The organism is uncultured Shewanella sp., assembly GCF_947501225.1.
Lineage (GTDB): Bacteria > Pseudomonadota > Gammaproteobacteria > Enterobacterales > Shewanellaceae > Shewanella.
Genome location: NZ_CANMUW010000002.1, coordinates 65353 through 86279, shown reverse-complemented (window position 1 = coordinate 86279; position 20927 = coordinate 65353). Strand labels below are relative to the sequence as shown.

17 protein-coding genes are annotated in these 20927 nt (G+C 47.8%); 8 read left to right on the top strand and 9 right to left on the bottom strand.

Annotation, left to right across the window (positions count from 1 at the left end):
- The first annotated feature begins 50 nt into the window (after positions 1 to 50).
- From Q1B47_RS03925 to Q1B47_RS03915, 3 genes are read left to right on the top strand one after another with little or no spacing between them, the layout of a single operon-like run.
- Positions 51 to 332 (top strand): YcgL domain-containing protein, encoded by a 282-nt coding sequence (locus Q1B47_RS03925; RefSeq protein WP_299788951.1) that lies wholly within the window; start codon positions 51 to 53, stop codon positions 330 to 332.
- A gap of 36 nt (positions 333 to 368) precedes the next feature.
- Positions 369 to 1370 carry a lytic transglycosylase domain-containing protein gene (locus tag Q1B47_RS03920; RefSeq protein ID WP_299788948.1) on the top strand — a complete coding sequence of 334 codons (1002 nt, stop codon included), beginning with the start codon at positions 369 to 371 and terminating at the stop codon, positions 1368 to 1370.
- A 44-nt stretch (positions 1371 to 1414) separates the two neighbouring features.
- Positions 1415 to 1855 (top strand): YcgN family cysteine cluster protein, encoded by a 441-nt coding sequence (locus Q1B47_RS03915; protein WP_299788945.1) that lies wholly within the window; start codon positions 1415 to 1417, stop codon positions 1853 to 1855.
- Positions 1856 to 2028: 173 nt separating this feature from the next.
- Here the strand turns inward: Q1B47_RS03915 and dsbB are convergent, their stop codons facing one another.
- Together dsbB and nhaB are read right to left on the bottom strand one after the other, a co-directional pair.
- A complete protein-coding gene (gene dsbB, locus Q1B47_RS03910) occupies positions 2029 to 2538 on the bottom strand; it encodes a disulfide bond formation protein DsbB (RefSeq protein WP_299789860.1) in 510 nt (169 codons plus the stop codon).
- Between the two features lie 119 nt (positions 2539 to 2657).
- Positions 2658 to 4241 carry a sodium/proton antiporter NhaB gene (gene nhaB / locus Q1B47_RS03905; protein WP_299788943.1) on the bottom strand — a complete coding sequence of 528 codons (1584 nt, stop codon included), beginning with the start codon at positions 4239 to 4241 and terminating at the stop codon, positions 2658 to 2660.
- A gap of 312 nt (positions 4242 to 4553) precedes the next feature.
- Here nhaB and fadR point away from each other — a divergent pair, with 312 nt between their 5' ends.
- The 3 genes from fadR (at position 4554) to Q1B47_RS03890 (ending at position 7313) form a co-directional block, all read left to right on the top strand.
- On the top strand, positions 4554 to 5303 hold the full coding sequence (gene fadR, locus Q1B47_RS03900; RefSeq protein ID WP_299788940.1) for a fatty acid metabolism transcriptional regulator FadR: 750 nt from the start codon (positions 4554 to 4556) through the stop codon (positions 5301 to 5303).
- A 205-nt stretch (positions 5304 to 5508) separates the two neighbouring features.
- Positions 5509 to 5634: a hypothetical protein gene (locus Q1B47_RS03895; protein WP_299788937.1), complete on the top strand. Its 126-nt coding sequence runs from the start codon at positions 5509 to 5511 to the stop codon at positions 5632 to 5634.
- Positions 5635 to 5681: 47 nt separating this feature from the next.
- Entirely contained in the window at positions 5682 to 7313 is a 1632-nt protein-coding gene (locus Q1B47_RS03890; protein WP_299788934.1) for a hypothetical protein, read from the top strand.
- A 50-nt stretch (positions 7314 to 7363) separates the two neighbouring features.
- On the opposite strand, the gene Q1B47_RS03885 is transcribed toward Q1B47_RS03890, so the two are convergent.
- Together Q1B47_RS03885 and Q1B47_RS03880 are read right to left on the bottom strand one after the other, a co-directional pair.
- The gene (locus tag Q1B47_RS03885) at positions 7364 to 11260 is read right to left on the bottom strand and encodes a translocation/assembly module TamB domain-containing protein (RefSeq protein ID WP_299788931.1); all 3897 of its coding nucleotides are present in this window, start codon (positions 11258 to 11260) and stop codon (positions 7364 to 7366) included.
- Positions 11257 to 13074 (bottom strand): autotransporter assembly complex family protein, encoded by a 1818-nt coding sequence (locus Q1B47_RS03880; RefSeq protein WP_299789858.1) that lies wholly within the window; start codon positions 13072 to 13074, stop codon positions 11257 to 11259. Before Q1B47_RS03880 ends, Q1B47_RS03885 begins: the two co-directional genes overlap by 4 nt.
- 172 nt (positions 13075 to 13246) lie before the next feature.
- Here Q1B47_RS03880 and Q1B47_RS03875 point away from each other — a divergent pair, with 172 nt between their 5' ends.
- Positions 13247 to 14302 carry an isoaspartyl peptidase/L-asparaginase family protein gene (locus Q1B47_RS03875; RefSeq protein ID WP_299789855.1) on the top strand — a complete coding sequence of 352 codons (1056 nt, stop codon included), beginning with the start codon at positions 13247 to 13249 and terminating at the stop codon, positions 14300 to 14302.
- Positions 14303 to 14535: 233 nt separating this feature from the next.
- Here the strand turns inward: Q1B47_RS03875 and Q1B47_RS03870 are convergent, their stop codons facing one another.
- Positions 14536 to 14751 carry a hypothetical protein gene (locus tag Q1B47_RS03870; protein ID WP_299788928.1) on the bottom strand — a complete coding sequence of 72 codons (216 nt, stop codon included), beginning with the start codon at positions 14749 to 14751 and terminating at the stop codon, positions 14536 to 14538.
- 247 nt (positions 14752 to 14998) lie between these two features.
- Positions 14999 to 15295, bottom strand: coding sequence for a putative quinol monooxygenase (locus tag Q1B47_RS03865; protein ID WP_299788925.1), 297 nt, complete (start codon positions 15293 to 15295; stop codon positions 14999 to 15001).
- 168 nt (positions 15296 to 15463) lie between these two features.
- Between Q1B47_RS03865 and Q1B47_RS03860 the strand changes: the two genes are divergently transcribed.
- Positions 15464 to 15592, top strand: a complete 129-nt coding sequence (locus tag Q1B47_RS03860) for a hypothetical protein (RefSeq protein WP_299788922.1) — start codon at positions 15464 to 15466, stop codon at positions 15590 to 15592.
- Between the two features lie 463 nt (positions 15593 to 16055).
- Here Q1B47_RS03860 and Q1B47_RS03855 read toward each other — a convergent pair whose 3' ends face one another.
- The 3 genes from Q1B47_RS03855 to Q1B47_RS03845 form a co-directional block, all read right to left on the bottom strand.
- Entirely contained in the window at positions 16056 to 16835 is a 780-nt protein-coding gene (locus tag Q1B47_RS03855; RefSeq protein WP_299788919.1) for a nucleoside phosphorylase, read from the bottom strand.
- Between the two features lie 320 nt (positions 16836 to 17155).
- Positions 17156 to 18103, bottom strand: coding sequence for a LysR family transcriptional regulator (locus tag Q1B47_RS03850; protein ID WP_299788916.1), 948 nt, complete (start codon positions 18101 to 18103; stop codon positions 17156 to 17158).
- Positions 18104 to 18224: 121 nt separating this feature from the next.
- Positions 18225 to 20465 (bottom strand): peptidase U32 family protein, encoded by a 2241-nt coding sequence (locus Q1B47_RS03845; protein ID WP_299788913.1) that lies wholly within the window; start codon positions 20463 to 20465, stop codon positions 18225 to 18227.
- Positions 20466 to 20927: the final 462 nt, after the last annotated feature.

Genomic DNA, 20927 nt, shown 5'->3' with positions numbered 1-20927 from the left:
AGTGTGGCTTCGTGACTGGCAAGTTGAATAGTTTGGAAAATAGATAGTATATGATCTGTGCTGTATATAAGAGTCGACGCAAGGTCGACAGCTACCTTTTTGTTGAAAAGCGTAATGAGTTTGAGCGGGTACCCGAGGCTCTGATGGAGATGTTCGGTGATCCGGAGTTAGTGATGATGCTCCCTATTATGAAGCGTGATCATTTAGGCTTCGCCGATATAGAAAAAGTCAGAGCCGAGCTTGTCGAAAAGGGTTATTACTTGCAACTCCCCCCACCGAAAGTTAATTTATTGGAACAACATAAGCAGGAGATCGGCTACAGCCGAGATTAGGACTGCAAAGGATAGGGTAAAGTAGAGGGAGTCGATATGGTTTGGAAGACACTTGGAGCTGTATTTGCTGCAGCCGTACTAAGTGGTTCATTGCAAATTGCCGTAGCACAAGAGAGTCAGGAAAGTCAGAGTTTTACTCAATATCTGGATTCATTGAAGTCGGATGCGAAAGCGCAGGGGATCGACAGCACTACCCTAGATAGTGTTGTTGCGAAAATAAAACCCTTTAAACGTGCTGTTTTTGCCGATAAGGCACCGAGTGAGCCTAAATCATCACTGGAAACCTATCTGCCCCATGTCGTTCCCGAGTGGAAAGTCGAAAAGGCCAGATCCCTGTTTAAGACTCACAGAGCAGAGTTGGAAGCTATCGGGTCTAAGTATGGTGTTCAACCCAGGTTTATCCTTGCCCTGTGGGGCATCATTGCAGATTTTGGCACAGATTCGGGCCATCTTCCGCTGTTTTCTGTTCTGGCCTCTTCGGCCTATGAAGGAGAGAGAGAAGCCTTCTTTAAAGAGCAGTTTTTCGCGGCATTAGCCATCTTAGAGCGAGATAGTATCGACTTTGATGCTCTCAAAGGAAGCTGGACCGGAACTATCGGCCAGACTCAATTTACCCCGAGCCAATACCTCAAGTTTGCTCAGGATGGGGATGGTGACGGAAAGAGAGATATCTGGAATAACACACAGGATATCTTCGCCTCACTGGCTTACTATCTGCAGCAGGCCGGTTGGCAAGGTGACGGCACCTGGGGGCGACAGGTGCAAATTCCGAAGACGTTTGACACCTCGCTTGCTTCGCTTGGGGTTAAGAAGACATTCTCCCAATGGTCATCACTCGGAGTGACCCGTTTCGACGGCAGTAAGCTTCCGGCTCGTGAAGATATGCAGATCTCCTTAATTCTGCCCGATGGAGAAAAGGGCAGGAAATACCTTATCTATGACAACTATCGGGCCCTGTTAAAGTGGCAGGAATCGGACTATTTCGCTATCTCGGTGACCTATCTTTCCGAGAGGATCAAGTATCCTGCGATAAAATAGTGTAAAATGGCCCGCGAAAGTGGGCTTTTTTATAGAAATTAATCATGTCGTTTTGGAAGAGTAAAACCTTAGCAGAGATGGATACCCAAGAGTGGGAGTCTCTTTGTGATGGTTGTGGTAAGTGTTGTTTAAACAAGTTGATCGACGATGAAACCGAAGATCTTTATTATACAAATGCTGCATGTAAGTTGTTAGATCCCTCTGACGGGCATTGTGTCCACTATGTACAGCGTTTTAATTTTGTTCCCTCCTGTACTCAGGTTACCGTAGATAATGTTGCCGAACTTACCTGGTTACCCGACAGCTGTGCCTACCGTCGACTGCACCTTGGACGAGAGCTTCCCTCCTGGCACCCGTTAATCACAGGCTCAAAGGAGGCGATGCATAAGGCGGGGATGTCGATTCAGAATAAAGTGACCTGCGAAACCAAAGTGAAATATATAGAAGACCATATCGTACTTTGGCCTTTAAAAGATATCGAGTGAAACCTGCACACTGCATCTGTTCCGCTGTTAATCTCACAGTAATCGGTGCCATGCCCGGCACCGAAGATGACTGCACTAAGTTAATCCATTCAAAATTAAGTGATAGTGGCTTCATGAGCCACCTTTGGCATTCACGAAGGGCTCCATGACCATCGGGTCATGGAGAACAGTGATTAACGGGTTTTGCTTAGCGCGGGGATGATAAAGATGGCCAGCGCCAGCAGGTAAGCGGAAAAGGCGACAATCATCCACTGACCCATGGTGACTCCCATCATCTGCCAGGGGATATCGGTACACATACCTGATGGCATAAATACCGCGGGGAACCATTCATGCAGTGGCATCCACTCCGGAAACTCTGGAAGGTAGGAGCAGGTAGAAAACGGAGAGGGGTTCGTCTGCATATCGACCAACTCCAAGGCCAGTTTCAGACCCCATGTTGCGCTGATTGCCCAACCTAGTACGGCGATAAAACGCATAAACCGATTCTTGTAGCCGACCAGCCCTATGAGTCCAGCCCCTAAGATGCCAAAAACAGCCAATCTCTGGTAGATACACATGACACAGGGGTCGAGTTTCATTACGTGTTGAAAGAAAAGGGCACAAAGCTCCAGCCCGAGGGCTGTGCCTGTAAGAATGAGCCAGGCCAGACGAGATTGAGCGAATCGTGTCACAGGGTTCAAGAGCATGATCTCCATAATCATAAATATAATAAAAAAAACGCCCGAAAGGGCGTTTTTATAAGACTTTAATGAATTAAGAAAGTTCAGATTAAATCTTAATATTACTCATCATTTCGGGCTTAATGTCCGCTGACGGCACCGCCAATCTCTTTAACACTATGATGCAGTATCATATGTGAGTCATAGAAGTATTGCGTCATCTGCTCCAGAGTACCGAGTTGAATGGCTAATACACCGACAATAGACAACACTATTGTGTAGGGCAGAGCCATCCATACCATGCGTCCATAGGAGAGACGAATGAGTGGTGCGATAGCTGAAGTCAGCAGGAACAGGAATGCAGCCTGGCCATTTGGCGTAGCCACAGATGGCAGGTTAGTACCCGTGTTGATCGCTACAGCCAACAGATCGAACTGATCGCGGGTGATCTGACCCGATAACAGCGCAGCTTTGACCTCATTGATGTAAACCGTACCGACGAAGACATTATCACTGACCATAGAGAGCAGGCCGTTTGCGATATAGAAGATAACCAGCTGAGTGTTGCCTTCGTAGCTCAATGCCCATTGAATCACCGGAGCGAATAGGTGCTGGTCGATGATCACACCCACGATGGCGAAGAATACAGCTAATAACGCCGTGAATGGCAGTGCCTCTTCGAACGCCTTACCTAAGGCATGTTCGTTGGTGATGCCGTTGAATGCTGTCGCCATGATGATCACCGACAGGCCAATTAAACCAACCGAAGCCAGGTGGAAGGCTAAACCGACGACCAGCCAGACACCGATCAATGCCTGAATGAGCAGTTTGACCTTGTCATGCTTAGTACGGTGGGAATCTTCATGGGCGTCATATTCAGACAGGATAGTATGAACCGCTTTAGGCAGCTGTTGTCCATAACCAAATACCTTAAACTTCTCGACCAGGAAACAGGTCGCGATACCGGCAAAGAAGACCGGAATAGTCACGGGTGACATGCGAAGTGCAAATTCGGCAAATTGCCAGTTTGCCTGTGCGGCAATAATCAGGTTTTGCGGTTCGCCCACCATAGTACATACGCCACCCAGAGCTGTACCTACACCGGCATGCATCAACAGGTTACGAAGGAAGCCACGGAATGCGCCTAACTCATCTTCGCACAGTTGATGATGACCATCTGATGTGTGGTCATGATCATCGGCAAAGCTCTTGCCCGAGGCAACTTTATGGTAGATAGAGTAGAAACCAACGGCAACGGCGATGATGACGGCAATAACAGTCAGAGCGTCGAGGAATGCCGAAAGGAAGGCCGAAGCGATACAGAACATCATAGATACGACAATTTTAGAGCGTATCTTAGTGATCATCTTAGTGAAGACGAACAGCAGTAGCTGTTTCATGAAGTAGATACCGGCGACCATGAAGATAAGCAGTAGCATCACTTCAAGGTTGGCTTCTATCTCATGCAGAACCTGACTGGGGGATGTCATGCCGATAGCGACGGCTTCGATGGCTAAAAGACCACCCGGTTGAAGAGGGTAGCATTTTAGCGCCATAGCTAAGGTGAAGATAAACTCTACAACCAGTAACCAACCTGCGATAAACGGATTAAGGTAGAAGATAATTGGGTTGATAATTAAAAAAGATAAAATTGCGATTTTGAACCACTTGGGTGAATTTCCCAAGAAGTTATCAATAAACGCCTGACTCATAGTCACAGGCATGGCACCCTCTCAAAATTGTTGATAGATATGATTATTAGATTTATTACTTCAAAAAATTGAATCGAAACAGTTTAGCTTAAAGAGAGTCCTAATTTAATACCCTAGCTTCATCTTCACCTTAAAAAAAACTTAAAATGTCGATTAACATGGCAAAACAGCCCTTATTTATTGACCGCTGACTGATTCCGGACCGATTTGTGATGCAAAACATCTAACTTGGCCACTATTGTTCCAGAAAGGTTTCCATTTTTTCCGGCTCTGGTATGATCAGTAAATTAAATATCACTTAAAAAAATTGGGAAAAATAACCTGATGACAATTGTCCAAAAAGCTCCTGTCGAGGCAAAAAACAAAGATATTATTGAAGCCAAAGGACCTGCGAGCTTTGCCGAGAAGTATATTGTCCGATCTATCTGGGAGGAGAAATTCCCGCCAGGTTCTATTTTACCAGCAGAGCGTGAACTCTCGGAGCTGATTGGGGTGACACGCACCACGCTCAGAGAAGTGCTCCAGCGTTTGGCAAGAGATGGTTGGTTGACCATTCAGCATGGTAAGCCAACACGCGTCAATGATATCTGGGAAACCTCAGGTTTGAACGTACTGGAAACCATTGCCGATCTCAATCCTGCCGGTGAGCCGGTGCTTCTGGAGCAGCTGCTTTCTGCCAGAACCAATATCAGTGCCATCTATTTCAAGGGGGCGGTTCGACATAACCCGGAGAAAGTGATCCAGGTATTAGAGGGGATCAAATCATTAAAAGATGATCCTAAGGCATATGTTGAATTCGATTATCAGTTGCACCATGATCTGGCTTATAACTGCGGCAACCCGTTATATGTTCTGATCCTCAATGGCTTCAAAGGTCTCTACAGCCGTGTCGGTGAGGATTACTTTGCCATCGATAAGGCCCGTGAGATTGCGATGGATTTCTACGAGGCACTGCTGCAGCTTGCCCTCGAGAAGAATCATAATGCTATTCCTGGCCTGATGCGTAGCTATGGTATCAACAGTGGTAAAGTTTGGCAGAGATACAGAAACAGCTTGTTGGAAGCTGCAGAGTAAGCTGCCCGGTTGTATAAGTTGAGATAAGTAGAAAAAACCGCTTCGCCATGAAGCGGTTTTTTTGTGCTTGATGTTTCCTTTGGATTCTCCCTGTAGGTGCTTGATACATTTTTTTAACAGAGTATGCAAACCGTCGAATAGATCCCACTTACGACTCTAAGTTTCTGATAAAAAGGTAGCTTCACTAACAAAGGGAAATTGAAAGATGAAAAAGATTTGGCTGATTGCTTTGCTTTTAACGTTGCAGGCGTGTGAAGTAGAGGACTCTGAAACGACAGATGCTACAGGTAATGACGACACACAAGTAACCGTGCGGACGACTACAACCTAACTGCTTATGAGCAGGGAGATATTTACGCTTCTTTCGAGAAAGATGGCATGGAAATGGTGATTGCTGAGGGCTATGTAGCTTACAATGATCTTGTCACCGGAGATTCGTTGAAGTCTACAGCTTTTGATGATCACGTTGAGTTGAGCTTTAATGGCGGTGAAATCGTACTCCTGGTCAACAACGAAACCATCACCATCAGAGATAACATCTCCAGGGTCGAGTTTGTAACGAAAAACACCATGCCTGAACCGCTAGTGCTAGCCTCGGTAAGTAAGGCAGCTAAGTCCAACATAGCCCCACCCAGCAATAAATTAAGCCCACCTGAACCTGTTAACAGGATCTATGCCGGCTTAAAAGATGAATTCACGAGTGAACCCCTTTCTAATGGTAGGCATGAGTTACGAGTTAAGGTACACGCTGATGGACTGCCTCCTAAGCCCATTGAAATGTTGCGTAGCGGGACGGACTTGTTTTTGAGCAAATCTCCATGGTCACGGGATGAAGGTCACTATCGAGACGCGCTGGAAAGAACCAAAGACAATATTGAGAGGAAGTGCGAGATAGAGCGGCAAAATGCGATGAATGCAGCTGCCCGGGTTTCCTTTGTCGAGGAGGCAGTCGATGAAGCGATGGCGTATCTTGCAAACAAAGTTGTGTCATACACTCCACTGAAATTGCCTAAAGACGTGGTAAAAGCTGCAGTGATGTTTAATGTTCTTAGCCTTGAAGAAGGACCACTTTGTCAGGGTACATTAGTTGGGGACGGTGCTCGCTGGAGCATGGAACAGATCCATCCTTATTTACTGAAACTTAAGAACATTTTTGAAACGTATAATGAAGAAGTTCCAGTTACATTTGAATACCGCATCATAAAAGAACCCGGTTCTGCTAGCGAAAGCTTTTCGCCCCCCTTTACCTCGTTTGGTCCGTGGACGGCCGTTAACCGCGAATACATACATCATTACAATACCGCCGCTTATACCACTCATGAGGTACCTGTTCCGGCCAACAAGGAAGGCTTGTACATTCGAGCGCCCCTGGAAGTTGAAGGCACAATTGACGGTGTTCGTAATAGTGCGAACACGATGCAAGTTGAGGTGTCAAACAATCCAGATTTCAAACCTCGACAGCCGGGTAGTGAACCTGCTTCGGATTTGAAACTGACATTCAAGTCAGTTGAGGTTATCGGCTCAGACGGAAGCATCTTGAGTGATAAACACTACGAACCCATTCCGATTTTCGGTGGTGACATTGATAAAGATGGCTATGTTAAGTTGCAGCTTGAGAAGGGTAAGTATGGTTGGAGAGATATGATCATATTGGAGCCAGCAAACCCAGCTGAAAATAAGCACGATATGGCGGCAACCTCGGTAGAGGTTAGCTACTTCCGAATGGAAAGTAAGTGCCCCGAGTTTACTCACATCGCAAGCAAAGAGATGAATTATGCAGACGCAGTTATGTATTGTGCTGGTATGGGCTCAACCTTACCAACTCTGAATAAGCTTAACTCTATTGCTAACGCCACTCACGAGGCATGTGACTGGCCAAAGACTCACCTTTGGACGTCAGACATGTCATCATCTGAGTTTGCCTATGCTCATAATACTGCAATGTCTGCCATGTCTACTGTGTGGGCTACAAACAGAGAATTTGAAGTAGTTTGCCTTGCGGGAAATTAGCTTTAATTCCAGTGAATCCTAAAAGCCGGCGTTAGCCGGCTTTTTTGTGGCTAATCTATATTGAAGTTGTAATAGATATCCAGTGACTGTTCGACGCTGCCCGATACGGTTTCAAGATAAAGCTGAGATAACAGGTAGTACCTAACGGTCATCTCGTAGCCGGGGTTGAATACCCCGACACCATATTTGACCATAAGATTCTCACCAATATAGCCGCTGATGGCGACGCGGCCGTCATCGTTGGCATCGAGCTGTACGTTGGAAAATCCGACCTTTTCGATCAGCCCGGTGGCCGATTCACCGATCAGATTTACAGCTCCGCCGCCGAGTTGATTACTCAGCGTCAGGGCTGCTCCCATCATTAAACTACTGTTCTGATCGCCGTCGTTGCTGTGGAACCCTGTCCCCTTGATGATGTAGGAGAGGATCTCGGCCTGCTCTTTGACTGGGGAGGAGAAGAGGGTGACTATCGGTTTCAGTGGCGTGCCTGTGATCCTGACTCCGGCTACCACATCCTCATCTTTAATCTCTCTCACCGCTTCAATATTGAGGCTGGGTACCTCGGCAGGGCCGATAAACTGCACCTCGCCGGCATTGATCTTGAGGGTTTGCCCCATAAACTTGTAACTGCCATCCACCACTCTGATATCGCCGTATAGCAGCGGAGGTCGAAAGGCCTCCTGTCTGAGATCCAGTGTTCCGGTAAGCTTGCCTCTTAACCCCATGCCGTCGATTCTCAGCCTGTCTGCGACCTTGATTTTTATGTTGGTAGTGATGGCATAGGGGCTCTGCTCAACTTCTCCGCTGGAGAGGCTGTCTTGGAATACCACATCATCTGAGACCGCTACCCCGCCTTCGGGAAGTTGGCTAACCTTGATGTTACCTGAGTCGATATTTATCAAGCCCTGAATGTCAGCCCTGTGTGTGTCGAACTTGATCGATAGCTCTGGCGAGGCTGTAATGATGGCGAGTGGTGGCTGAATGATAGCGAGCTTCTCACCGCCAAACTGAATGTCGCCGTTGAAGTTATCGCCTTGCCAGTTAAACAGTCCACCTATTTGCGCCTTACCGCTTCCCATCTTCCACTGCCCGTCCAGTGTTGCGCTCTGGCCTGAGAGGGTAAGATCCAGTTCGATATCTTCAAGTAGGGTGGGGTTCGCGGCCGCCAATAACTGCCCCTGCTCCAGTCTTACTTTGCCGGAAACATCGGGCTTGGCCAGGGTACCCGAGATCTCAAGCTCGCTGGAGATCTTTCCCGTGAGCGTTTCAAGCTGTGGCATCAGTTCAGAGAGGGCATCGAGGTTAATCTGCTCGAGCTTAGTGTATCCGGAGAGGGTTCGGTCGGGGGCTACGCTTATCTCCAGCTGACCTTCCCAACTGGCGATATCGTGGGAGTCAAATTTTAGTTGGCTGATAAGCTTATCTTGATCCAGGCTCGCCTTGAAGTTGAGCAGCTTGTAGCCCACATCGATCATACGGTTATTGTTATTTAAACTGATCTGACCCGGTGCCAAATTCAGCTCCAGGAACCCCTCGGGTTTAGAACCTTCCTGCCATTTGATATTGGAGAAGAGTTTAGCGGGCGCCTGCCAGTTCAGATTCTCAGGTAGTAATGGTTTCAATACACCACCGATATCACCATCGAACAGCAAGCTGGTTTCTCCATTCGCAGCGAGCTCTGTGGCATCATCGAGACAGAGTCTGCCATTTTCGTTGAGCCAGCAGAAGGGGTTAACTATCCCCGTCTGTTTATCATTATTCCAGCTCAGATCGATAGGTGCTTCGAGCGCCCACTTGCCCAGCAGGAAGTTCAAACTCAGGTTTCTTACCTCGGCCTCCAGCTGAGTCGATTCGGTGTCGTATGTGGAGTAAATCTTTGTATTGAGTTGCAGCTCACCATATGTTCGCAGGCCGAATTTTTGTTTGTTTTCGTTACCCTTAAATCCCAGAGTGACGGAATCAAGCTTTACTGCCGCGACGTTTAGATCTTTAGCCTTTACCGAGAGGGCAAATTCATGCTCATCCTTTGGCTGATAAAACCCTTTCACCAGCGCCTGTTCTATCTTGTGTTGCTGGAACTCAATGTCACTCACATGGGCCGAAACGGCAACCTGAGGATGTTCGCTCTCACCCGAGACATTGATAGATGCATCTATGCTGCCGTATGACTCAGCATGCCAGAGGTTAAGATCCGGGACCTGCAACTTAGCGTCTACGGCCCAGCTGTTATCCGCGGTGCCGGATACCTGTAGAATGCTCTGCAGTGCACTTAACTTTAGGTTTTCGGCGCTAAGATGTAGCTTGTCGTCCACATTGAGATCGCCGATGAGTTTGAAGGGGTAGCCCTGGATCTCGCCATCAAGGTCTGAATCGCTGATCCCGACCTCCCAGCGTTCGTTGCTAACATGGCCTCTGGTGTGAACCTGGCCGCTGATGATGCTATCGGGTAACGGAGTTTCCAGGTTGAATTTTACCTGCTGCAGCTGCAGGTTTTGCGCCTTGATATCGGCATCCCAACTTATGCCGTCATCATACTGTGCACTGCCAGAGAGTTCCGCCTCTCCCGGTTCTCCGAGCAGTCGAAGGTAAGCGACATCGAGCTGTGTACCTGTGTGGCTGAACTGGGTATCGACGGCCAGAGTGGGGTGGAAAGGGGTCTTGATATTGGCCGTTAGTGTGACATCCTGATGGTCGAGCCCTCCCTGAGTAACCAGGGTTATCCCGTCTGCTGCATAGCTGGGTTTGTCCAACGGCCAGCCAAGTTTCTTGCCCTCAAAATTCAGCGAATAGGGCAGGTTGGAGTCGGCCAGAGCTATCTCGCCCAGCAGGTTGAAATCGACATGGCCACTGCCGGTTGCCGTGACGGCTAAATTTTTAAAGCCCCGGGAAAGATGAAGTGAAAGCTGTTGCCGTTTCAGGCCCGGAAGTTCGGCGACGCTGTGAGCGTCGACTGTTGCCGAGATCTCCATAGGGTAATCATCTTTGAGGCTGATCCCCCCCTTCAGGTTAACCTTACCATAGCTATGTTCTACCAGCAGCTGATTGAGGTTGACTAAGAAACTATGGTAGCTGCCGTCGAGTATGATGCTTTCAAAAAAGTCATCGCGCTCACCTAATCTGAGATGACTCCGCTCCAGCACGGCATCTGTGACAAATACCGGTATTGGCATAAATACGGCGGGCAGGTGCGCCATCGGCCAGTCGTTTGCATCGGCGTGTGCCGTCGGATCCCCGCTCTGCTTCGTTTCAAGCTCCTCACCGGTATCGGACAAGGGGATAGATACCAGCAGGTCGCTGCTATACAGGTAGTTGGCCCGGATGCCACTCTGTTGCCACTGCGCTTGTGTCTGCAGCCGCGATGCATTGAACTGCATATCGTTGACGCGAACCTTAACGTTGGCCAGATCGGCTCGTTTTAGATCTATACCGAAGGGGAGCCGGATCTCCTGTTGCTCATCGAGCTGCTCGTCATCAAATTGATTATCGATTGGCTCCTCATCTGTGAGAGCCATATCATCATTGTTATCGCCCAACATCTCTGTATCGATCGATACCAACACTTTACCGGCGGCCAGCTCGTTAACACATAACTGTTTACTCAGTAAGCACATGGGGCGCCAATCTAAAATCAGGTCGTCTGCTTCGACAGAGATACCATCCATTGCCCAATGAGCACGGGTCACCTCAAGTCGCTTGTTGAGCGTGCCGGAGACATAGGTAATATCAAGATCGGGTACAAAAATATCGGCAAGGCTCACCGCCAAACGGCTTCCCAAAGGGGTTCCCAATAGGATGGCAAGGATAATCAGTGCGCCCAGGGGCAGATAGATAACGGTTCGGGAGAACGCCTTAAAACCTCTCCAAAGTGTGGCGCTAATCCCGCCGCTTCTGGTGGCGGGAGTTTCTGCAACGCTATCCTGGTTATGATTGTCATTAATTCCGGTCATAGCTCGGCCCCCATGGTTAAATGGATACGCCAGGGTCTATCTACAACATCTGTCTCTTTCAGGCCGACACCAAGATCCAGTTTTATCGGTCCTATCGGCGAGATCCAGTGAATACCGCCACCGACTGAGACTATCGGTTCGATCTGGTTTACATCGAATGCATTACCCGCATCGATAAAGCTACCGACACGCCAGGTGGGTGTCAGATAGTATTGATACTCTACACTACCAACCATAAGGTAACGTCCACCGACCACCTGTCTTGCTAACTGACCATCGCTGTTGATGTAATCCAGGTGTGGCCCGAGCTCCTGATAACTATAGCCCCTGATGCTCTGATCACCACCGGCGAAGTAACGCAGCGAGGGAGGAATGAAAGGAAGATCCTCATCCGCAGCCAGGTTTACGCCCAGATCGAGACGGGAGACGATTCTGTGTTTGTCGAAAAAGGTATCGATCCATTTATATTTGGTCTGTAATCGAGTCAGACGAACGCTGGAGCCCAATGAAGGGTCGGCGTGTTCAATGCTGTAGTGTTGAAAGAAGCCGGACTTGGGGTCCAGGCTGTTATCGCCACGGGTTGTCTTTGAGATGCTGGTGCCAAACAGGATAAATTTGGGGTCATAATCGATATCAGACTGATTGTAAAACTCTCTTATCCATTCGAACGAATAGCTGAACAGCCACTGGCTATCCAGCCGCTGCTGACGGATCAGCCCCAACAGGCGTTTACTTCCCTCAAGCTCCCCCGTGTTATCGAACTTTTTATCTTCGGGATCATAAACCTGAGTCACCCCATATTTATCCCTGAGCATGCCGACCCGAATCTTGAGTTGGTCATCCAGAGGGTGGGTCAGGGGAATCGTATAGGTGGTTAGAAATTTGGGTTTATCCGGTGCCCACTCTGCTGTGGTCTCCTGAGAGTGACCATAACTGTTGACCTGAGGCGTTCGCCAGGTCACACGAACTCTGGGTTCGATATTGTTTTCTGTGGTATTACCAAGATCGGCACCCAAACCCAGTTCGATTGAGTGACTGGGCTTAGGGGTTAGTTCAACCTTGATAGGCACGGCTAAGCCCTGAGTCTTATCTACCTGTGGCAATACCTTGATATTGGAGAAATAACTGGTGTCCAGCAGCTCCCTGTTCAGGCTGCTTAGTTTACCCGTACTGAAAAGGGAGTTTGTGTCGAAGGGGATTAGTTCATTTAATAACTCATCGTTAAGAGTGTGCCCTTCGAAGCTGACTGCACCGATATGATACCGTTTGCCTGAGTCGTAATGCAGGGTGATCTTTGCCGTGTTCAGGTCGCGGTTGATGGTGATAGCCGACCGCTTGTACTCGCCGTCGAAATAACCGCGTGCTAAGGCGATAGTTACCAGCTGTGATTTTAACTGTTCATAGACGCCATGATTTAATATGTCACCGGGTTTGATATTCACCGTATCCAGCCAGTCGAGAATAAACCTGTCATCTGCGATCTCACCATCGAAATTGATGTCAATCCATTCCAGTCTTGTCGGCTCGCCCGGGGAGATGTTCAATAAAAGCGTCCAGGCGCCTTTCTCTGAGGAGATAACCTCCTGACCGATCTCACCATGATAGAAGCCTAAGGAGTGAAGGGCGGCGGTGATATTGTCTTCGGCATTGAAGATATAGGCTCGGCGCTGAACCTTTGATTTTGGCAAAGCACCTAAGTGCGCCTTGATGTTGCGCTTTAGCGCATCATCGACGCCCTCAATTTTCAAAGTTAACCAGTCATTAGCTTGTGCGGAAAAGGGGCACAGTAGATAGCCGATAAAAATGATGCTCAATGACCATAATCGCAATGAACTGTTTTTCAAAAATCAGACTCTTTTAGTAATAATCGAATGCCTCTCTATTGTCGCTAGATTATTGATCTCAGGCAAGTTGATGATTGTAATTATGGATGAAAATGGTTACAAAGAGTGCAAATAAAAATTATAGGACCCTTTTGTGAAAAGAATTTCAAGCTTATTAGCGATAACTCTTGCTGCATTTACTTCGTTTAGCTCTAGTGTCTGGGCCGATGAGAAGCCATTTTCGATAGCAATTCATGGGGGGGCCGGCACCATAACCAAGGCTAAGCTCACACCCGAGCAGCAGCAAGCTTACCGGGATAAACTCACCGAAGCGGTGAATGCGGGCTATAAGGTACTCGAGACGGGCGGCGATAGTGTGGTGGCGATTCAGGCGGCGATCCGTGTGCTGGAAAACAGTCCCCTGTTTAATGCCGGGGTTGGGGCCGTGTACACCTATGATGGCATGCATGAGATGGATGCCTCCATCATGGACGGCAAGACCATGAATGCTGGTGCCGTTTCCGGGGTTAAACATATTAAGAACCCTATCGAACTGGCCAATGCAGTAATGAACAGCTCGCCCCATGTGATGCTCTCGGGGGCGGGAGCCGAGGAGTTTGCGCTGACTCAGGGCTTTACGTTGGTTCCGGCTAACCATTTCGACACAGAAAGCCGTTATAAGCAGTTACAGGATGCTAAAGCCAAATTGAAGCAAGCGGAGTCGGAAATCGGCAGTAAGTCACCGGATTATCAGGCATCGAACACGCCTCCGCGGCTCGATTATCTGGATCTGGATTATAAGTTTGGTACTGTGGGAGCTGTCGCACTGGATAAGAGTGGCAATCTGGCAGCCGGCACCTCTACAGGTGGCATGACTGCGAAACGTTTCGGCCGGATAGGTGATTCCCCGGTGATCGGCGCGGGCACCTATGCCGAAAACGGCGTGTGTGCGGTATCTGCGACCGGACATGGAGAGTATTTTATTCGTTACCATGTGGCAGGCGATATCTGTGCACGGGTCAAATATCAGAATAAATCGATAATTCAGGCGGCGGATGAGGTGATCAATCAACGCCTTATCACGGCTGGCGGAACCGGCGGCGTCATCGCAATCGATCAACGCGGTAATATCGCGACGCCGTTTAATACCGAAGGGATGTACCGTGCCACGCGTAAAAACGGCGAGCCTGCCGATGTGATGATCTGGCGGGATATGTAATGTCGGAGCGGCTTTAGCCGCGAATTTAGTTTTCAGTAATCGGGCCAGGATTTAGGGTTTCGGATTAAGATTCAACAAGAGACCGAAAGCGACAAACAGGGAAGGCAAAGCTAAGGGCTTTGCCTTTTTTAATTCAGCAAGTTGTTCGTTAAACAATAGCAGGCAGATGTAGGAGCGGCTTTAGCCGAGAAGCTGATTGTCACTAACAAATACCACCTACCGGCATAAGTCTTCTAATCCTCTTTACCCACTTGATTAACATCGTTTTTTAACACTAATGCGGCCAGGTAGATCAAGGCCAGCGGAGGGATGAAGGATAAAATAACACCGATAACTGTGGCCAGAATGGGGGTTTGAGTCTTTCTTTTGCCCAGATAAAAGCTCAATATTCCGCTTATCACGGCGGTAAATAATATAACCTGCCCCATGACCGATGCGTTTATATTCATTATCAAAACTCCTTTTTGATTATTAGCGACTTATCTCTGTTGTACCATACACTTACTACTGTTGTCGCTGGTGAAATGAACCATCATTTTACGATTGAGTGATCTATTGGGACTGGATAAGGGCCTAGTCACTGTTTAGTCACTGGGTTTAGATAGCGGGCTCAGAGGCTAATCTAAGATTACTTTCAGCGCCTAAACCATGGTCTGTTGCAGTGTCGGTTTTTACTCAGCCCCCGCTACCGTGCGCTTATTCCCGGATTTTGGTCATTTCATTTAAGGCGAAAGAGGCGACCGCGCCCTCTGTCGCGCGCTTATACTCAGCCAGATGTGTGCTGCCCATATGGGCTTGCCATAACTCACGGCTTTGCCAGTTTTCATAAAAGATAAATACTGCCGGATATTCATTGTCCTGGTGAAGATCGTATTGGATACAGCCAGGCTCATTTAACGTCGGCGCGATTAGCTTGAGTAACTCACGTTTAACCAGTTCGACCTTGTCTTCGACCGCTTCAATTCTTGCCACAATTGTCAATGTACTACTCATTACCTATAACCTTATTGTCGTTGAGAGGGGGCCAGCATAAGTGAGTAGGAGGAAAGATGTAAGTACGCACATTTTGGATATATAGTTACACTTTGTATACTCAGTACTTAATGTATACCAGAAGCTGTCCCAGGAGCGGTTGAGTAAAAATGTTAATAGGCGAACCTTATGTCTCATACTCAGTATGATTGTAACCTTGGCTGTCCGGTAGAAGCGACACTAGAGGTTATAGAGGCGCTGCAAAGCTGGGGAGTGGAGTATCTTAATAAGAGAGATTCGGGCAGAGGTAACGATTAAACTTTGGCGCTTTTATTCGTCACAGGCTATCGGTAATAGCCTGCTGGCAGTAGGCTAATCCATCATCCGGATAAACCATGGTGTTTATCCGGTTTTCTGTTTTTTACTCTGTCTGTTGATATCAACGTTTAATTATTTTCGCTATATTGAATATCAGAGTTTATATTATTACAACTCGCTTTAACTATGTGGTAGAGGTTAATTATGATGCATATACAATTCATCAAAACAACCGGATATGCACTAATTAACAGGGCGTAGGTCACCATGATTGCGCAGCCAAGGGAGTTAATATATCGCAGTTTGTTTACATTAGTAAGCAACAAAGATATTGCAATAATGGCGGAACCTAAGTAACCAATAATTTCATAACTCATTATATTTGCCTTTTATTAACGATATCTGGTGGTGCTCTATGTTATAGCTTGGCGCTATATTTTGAGCACCAGGTGATAGTCAATTTTTAGAATAGGTTCTTGCCGTGGTGGAAGCGGTAGATGGCCTCCAGTGCCACCTCTGTCTCCTTCTCGATACCTTTTTCGAGCAGCACATTGCGCTTACCCCAGAAGTTTTCGCCTCGCTTATGGTTGGCCGCTACCGCACATATGGTTGCTCCCTTTAAACCTCGGCGGTGGCAGACGGTAAAGAGTGCCGATGCTTCCATCTCGATGTTCTTCAGGTTCAGATCGATAAGCTTCTGGATCCACTCAGGTGTCTCGCCGTAAAATGAGTCGTCGGTTGAGCTGATCCCCCAGTGAACCTGATAGTCATCACCGTTCGACATCTCCTTAGCGACACGTATCAGTTCCGAAGTGACCTCGAGATCGGCGACTGCCGGGAGGTTATCCGGAACATAGAACTTAGATGTGCCCTCATTTTTCATTGCGGCTGTGGTGATAACCAGATCGCCGATATTGATCTCATCCTGAAGGGCGGCGCAGCTTCCTAAGCGGATGAACACCTTTGCACCGATATTAGCCAGCTCTTCCGCGGCAATAGCCGTCGATGGACAGCCCATGCCGGTCGATGTGACTGAGACTCTGACCCCTTTGTAATAACCGGTATATGTCTTATGTTCACGCTTATGGGCGACCAATTCTACGTCATCTAAATAGCGGGCTATGATATCTGTTCTGAATGGGTCTCCCGGAAGAAGCACATATTCGGCAACATCCCCTTCCACCATACCGATATGATATTGTTTTATTCCACTGGTTCTTTCGCTTTTATTAACGACTGACATAAATTACCTCTGAATATAAATTGAATATTGTTTTATCAATTAAATGGAGGGGATGATTACGTGAGATAAAAACTCGCTTTTAATATTGATAAATTAGCGGTGCTATTAAAAGGAGATTTCAACTAAGTCATTTCCCCGTCGATAAACAGATGGTAATTAAGTCGGCTTTTTTCATCTACCGGCTATCGCTTGAAACAGTTTTTCCATATGAGAAGAGGAGGGGAAGAACAGTGGGATACAAAAGGCTAGGGGGAGTGTTAGCAACCGAGTCAATGAACCGGTTGCCACATAATTTAGTGAGTAAAGAGTCTGTATTATTGTTAACGTTTAAGCCATTTAGATAGGTTCTTGTCCCAGTAGGGGGGCTGACCTATGGCCTGCTTCACAAACTCTATGATGGTTTTCAGTCGAATGGGAAGGTTCTGGTATTTAGGGTAGACGGCATAGACAGGCATCTTTTGCGTGGGCTTCCAGTCTGACATCAGTGGGACAAGTTTGCCGTTTTCAAGCTCATCGGTCAGCAGATAACTGGCGATATAGCCTATACCGCGGCCTGCCAATACGGCATCACGAATGGCTTCAGCCTTGTCTACCCGATAATTTCCTGAGACCTCTACATCGAGTTGCTCATCCTCTTTAGCAAATAGCCAGTGGGTGTAGCTGCGATTCTTGCTATGGTAGGTGACGCAGTTATGCTTCTTAAGCTCATCCGGGTGTGTCGGGGCGCCGTGTTCCTGTATGTAGTCGGGTGATGCTAATAAAATGAAGTGTGTGTCGACGATTCTCTGTGCCACATAGCCGGCATTGATCTCTTCGAATGTCGTGAACCAGAGGTCGATCTCCTCCTCCAACATGTCGACCTTATAGTCAAACAGGCTGACCTCTGTGGTGAGCGAAGGGTATTTTTTCTGAAGCTGGTCTAAAGCCGGCAGAACGTGCAGCGTGCCAAATGAGCAGGAGAGCGCCAGACGAACATTTCCGGAGATCTCATCTCTGGAGTCGGTCATCAGTGTATTGGCACTTTGGATCAGACTCACTATCTGCTCACAATAATCGGCGAAATCTTTGCCTTCCTGAGTCAGTGCCTGGCTTCTGGTGCTACGATTGATCAGCTGGACGTTAAGCTTCTCCTCCAGAATATGCAGCTGTTTACTGACGTGAGAGACTGAGACCTCGAGCTTCTCTGCGGCCTTAGTGAGGCTGCCTGTGGTTGCTAAGGCATTAAAAAGGACCATCTGATAGGCTTGATGTTGCAGGCCGTCCTTCATCTTCTTACCTCATATGGTTGAAAACTGATGCCAGATTTTAAATTATTAGCACTTTGAAACAAGATAAAACGGCGCACCTCTTAATCCAGCTCACAAGAGTGATGCCTTTTTACTGTTAGCCCTACAGCCCTTTCTTATATTGGGTGTCTGTGGTGTGGTCAATAAGCCGGTGCAGCTCAGTCGCCGCATCACAGTGACCTTCGAGCAGACTCTCAAACAGCGTCACTATCTTCAATTTATCCCGCCCGGCTCGGGTCGTGGTTCTGATATCTCTGAGATCGATAAAAAAGCCGCTGAACATATCGGGTATATCGTTCACGATCTCTGTGTTGAGGAAATGCTGACTGCCATACATGTTGTTATGTTCCCCCATCTGCTTATCGATGACAAAGGAGGTGTCTTTCAAATTCATGATTGAGACAGACTTCTTGCACTCGGTGAGGCAATCTGCGTCCATCGACTCCTTGCGGCAGCCTGTTGTCTGGTGGAACAGACACTGCCTGCTGGATAACAACAGGATAGGGTGGAAGATACTGTAATAGAGCTTCATATCACCACAGCCGGCAATATGCTTTATCTGTTTCCTGTTTATCTCGTTAGAGATAAATGAGCCATAACAGTTAAACTCCTCCTTCAACGCTAACAAACTATAGGAGTTGGTGATGTTGAGGTAGGGGCCGGCTATCCAATCTATGCCACTCTCATAAGCGGCGTGAGCGATACCGCTATTATTGGTGACGATAAGCCGAGGCTTAATTGTCTCTAACAGTTTTACCGCGGCCCGGTAGTTCTCACCGATAAGGATCGACGGAAACCAGGGGATTAAACCTTCATTGTTTGAAAACAGCTCGATAAGCTCACCGTATTGACTCTCGATACAGTCGGGAAGCTGATAATAGATATCGGCGGAGCAGGTGTCGCACAGCTCGAGATCTTTGCTTGAACCTATGAGTACGGAGAGCCTGGCCTTACCGGCTTGTCGCTGTTTTGGCAGCTTATTCAGGGTTATCGGCTTGATTATCGCCTGCTCATCGTTCAGCCGGTATTCGATCTTGTTTTTCAGCGCCGTGAGCGCTTTAAAAGAGATAAACAGATCAGAATCCAGCTTGTCAGTATTGAGCTCCGTCAGATGATGTTTCGCATTGTTGAGGCTCTTGAACCTCTGCTCGATACAGGCGTCGTCCAGGGTATATTTACCGGCACTGAACAGCGCCGTGTCAGCTTGCACCGTGAAGTGCTTATCCGGGGTCTGAACCGAGATGAGCAGGGGGGTATTCAGCGTTCCCGAGAAAGTGAGATTGAGTGGGATTTTACCAATATCTAAATCGCTGATCTTCTGCTCGACGGTCTGAATAATTTCGGTTTTCTCATCGTAGAGCGCTTTTTTCACCGATTGGATCTCAGCCTCTGTGGTGTAGCCTTTGAGATCGGTGAAATACTGCACCGAGTTGTCTCTCGGGTTATCAATAAACATGTTTCTATTGATATCCCCTGTAAGATAAGAGTTGGTAAAGTCCCGGTTGAACACCTTATATAACTCTTCATTGTCACTCTTTACACTCGAATATTGGCAATAGCGCTGGATCTGCTCTCTCCAGCTGCTGACCACTGTATAGACGTAGTGAAACTTCTTTATGCGCCCTTCAATTTTCAGTGAATCGACGCCGGCGTCAGCGAGGGCGGCAATGTCCGAGAAAGCGGAGTTATCTTTGAGATTAAGTGGAAAATCTTTGCCTGCCCGTGTCGTCTGGTACTGATCACGACAAGGCTGGCTGCAGCGCCCCCGGTTACCCGAGTTACCGCCATGAGCCGAGCTGATATAACACAGACCGGAGAAGCCGATACAGTTAGAGCCGTGAACGAACACCTCAGTCATCATATCGTTCTGATGAGAAAGCTCTGTGAGCTGCTTTATTTCATCGATGTTCAATTCACGGGATAGGTTTGTTCTGCCCGCGCCTAGCTTATTGAGAAACAGTATCTGCCCCTCGTTGTGAGTCGTCACCTGAGTCGATGCATGCACGTCAAGGCTTTTATAGTATCTGGAGAGGATATAGAACAGGCCCAGATCCTGGACGATGACGCCATCGATACCCGTATTAACCAGTTCATTGAGCAATCGGATCAGCGCAGGCAGCTCGCTCTCCAAAATGATGATATTCAGGGTCAGGAAGATCTGGCAGTCGTGTTTGTGTGCCAGCCTCAGGATGCCGTGCAGGTCTTCGAATGTGATATTAGCCGCACGGGTTCTGGCATTAAAATGATCTAAACCGCAATAGATAGCATCGGCGCCCGCCACTATGGCGGCTTTTATCGAATCTATATCGCCACCGGGTGCCAGCAATTCAAATTGGTTTTTCATAGCGAGACTGTCCACTTCACAGATCATTTTATCGGCCGCGTATTCTACCCGCTAGCCATCTGGTGTGTCTATCGGAACGGGCTGGGTTATCGGGGGAGGGGGGCGATAAAGTTTATCGCTTTTTAACTCAGCTCTGGACAAAAAACTGTTTACTTGTCGGATAACAAGTTTCAAGTATCTCTCATTTATTCATCTGGCTTCGCGGATATTTAGCCATGCCATATTGAATGGCATGGCTTCAAATTAATCTATAGCCTGCGGCTCGTGCCGTGCAGGGATGCACAAATGTCGTGGTGGCAGGATGCCAATAAACGACCTGAATGTGCAAACACTTCTGTGACACGGTGAATAGAAACGGTTGGTTTCTGAGCTTATGAACGAGAGGCATGGATGCCGAGCTGGCTTTTAGATATGGATTTCGTTGAAAAGCGATCCCTATACGCTCTGCGACATCATCCCTGA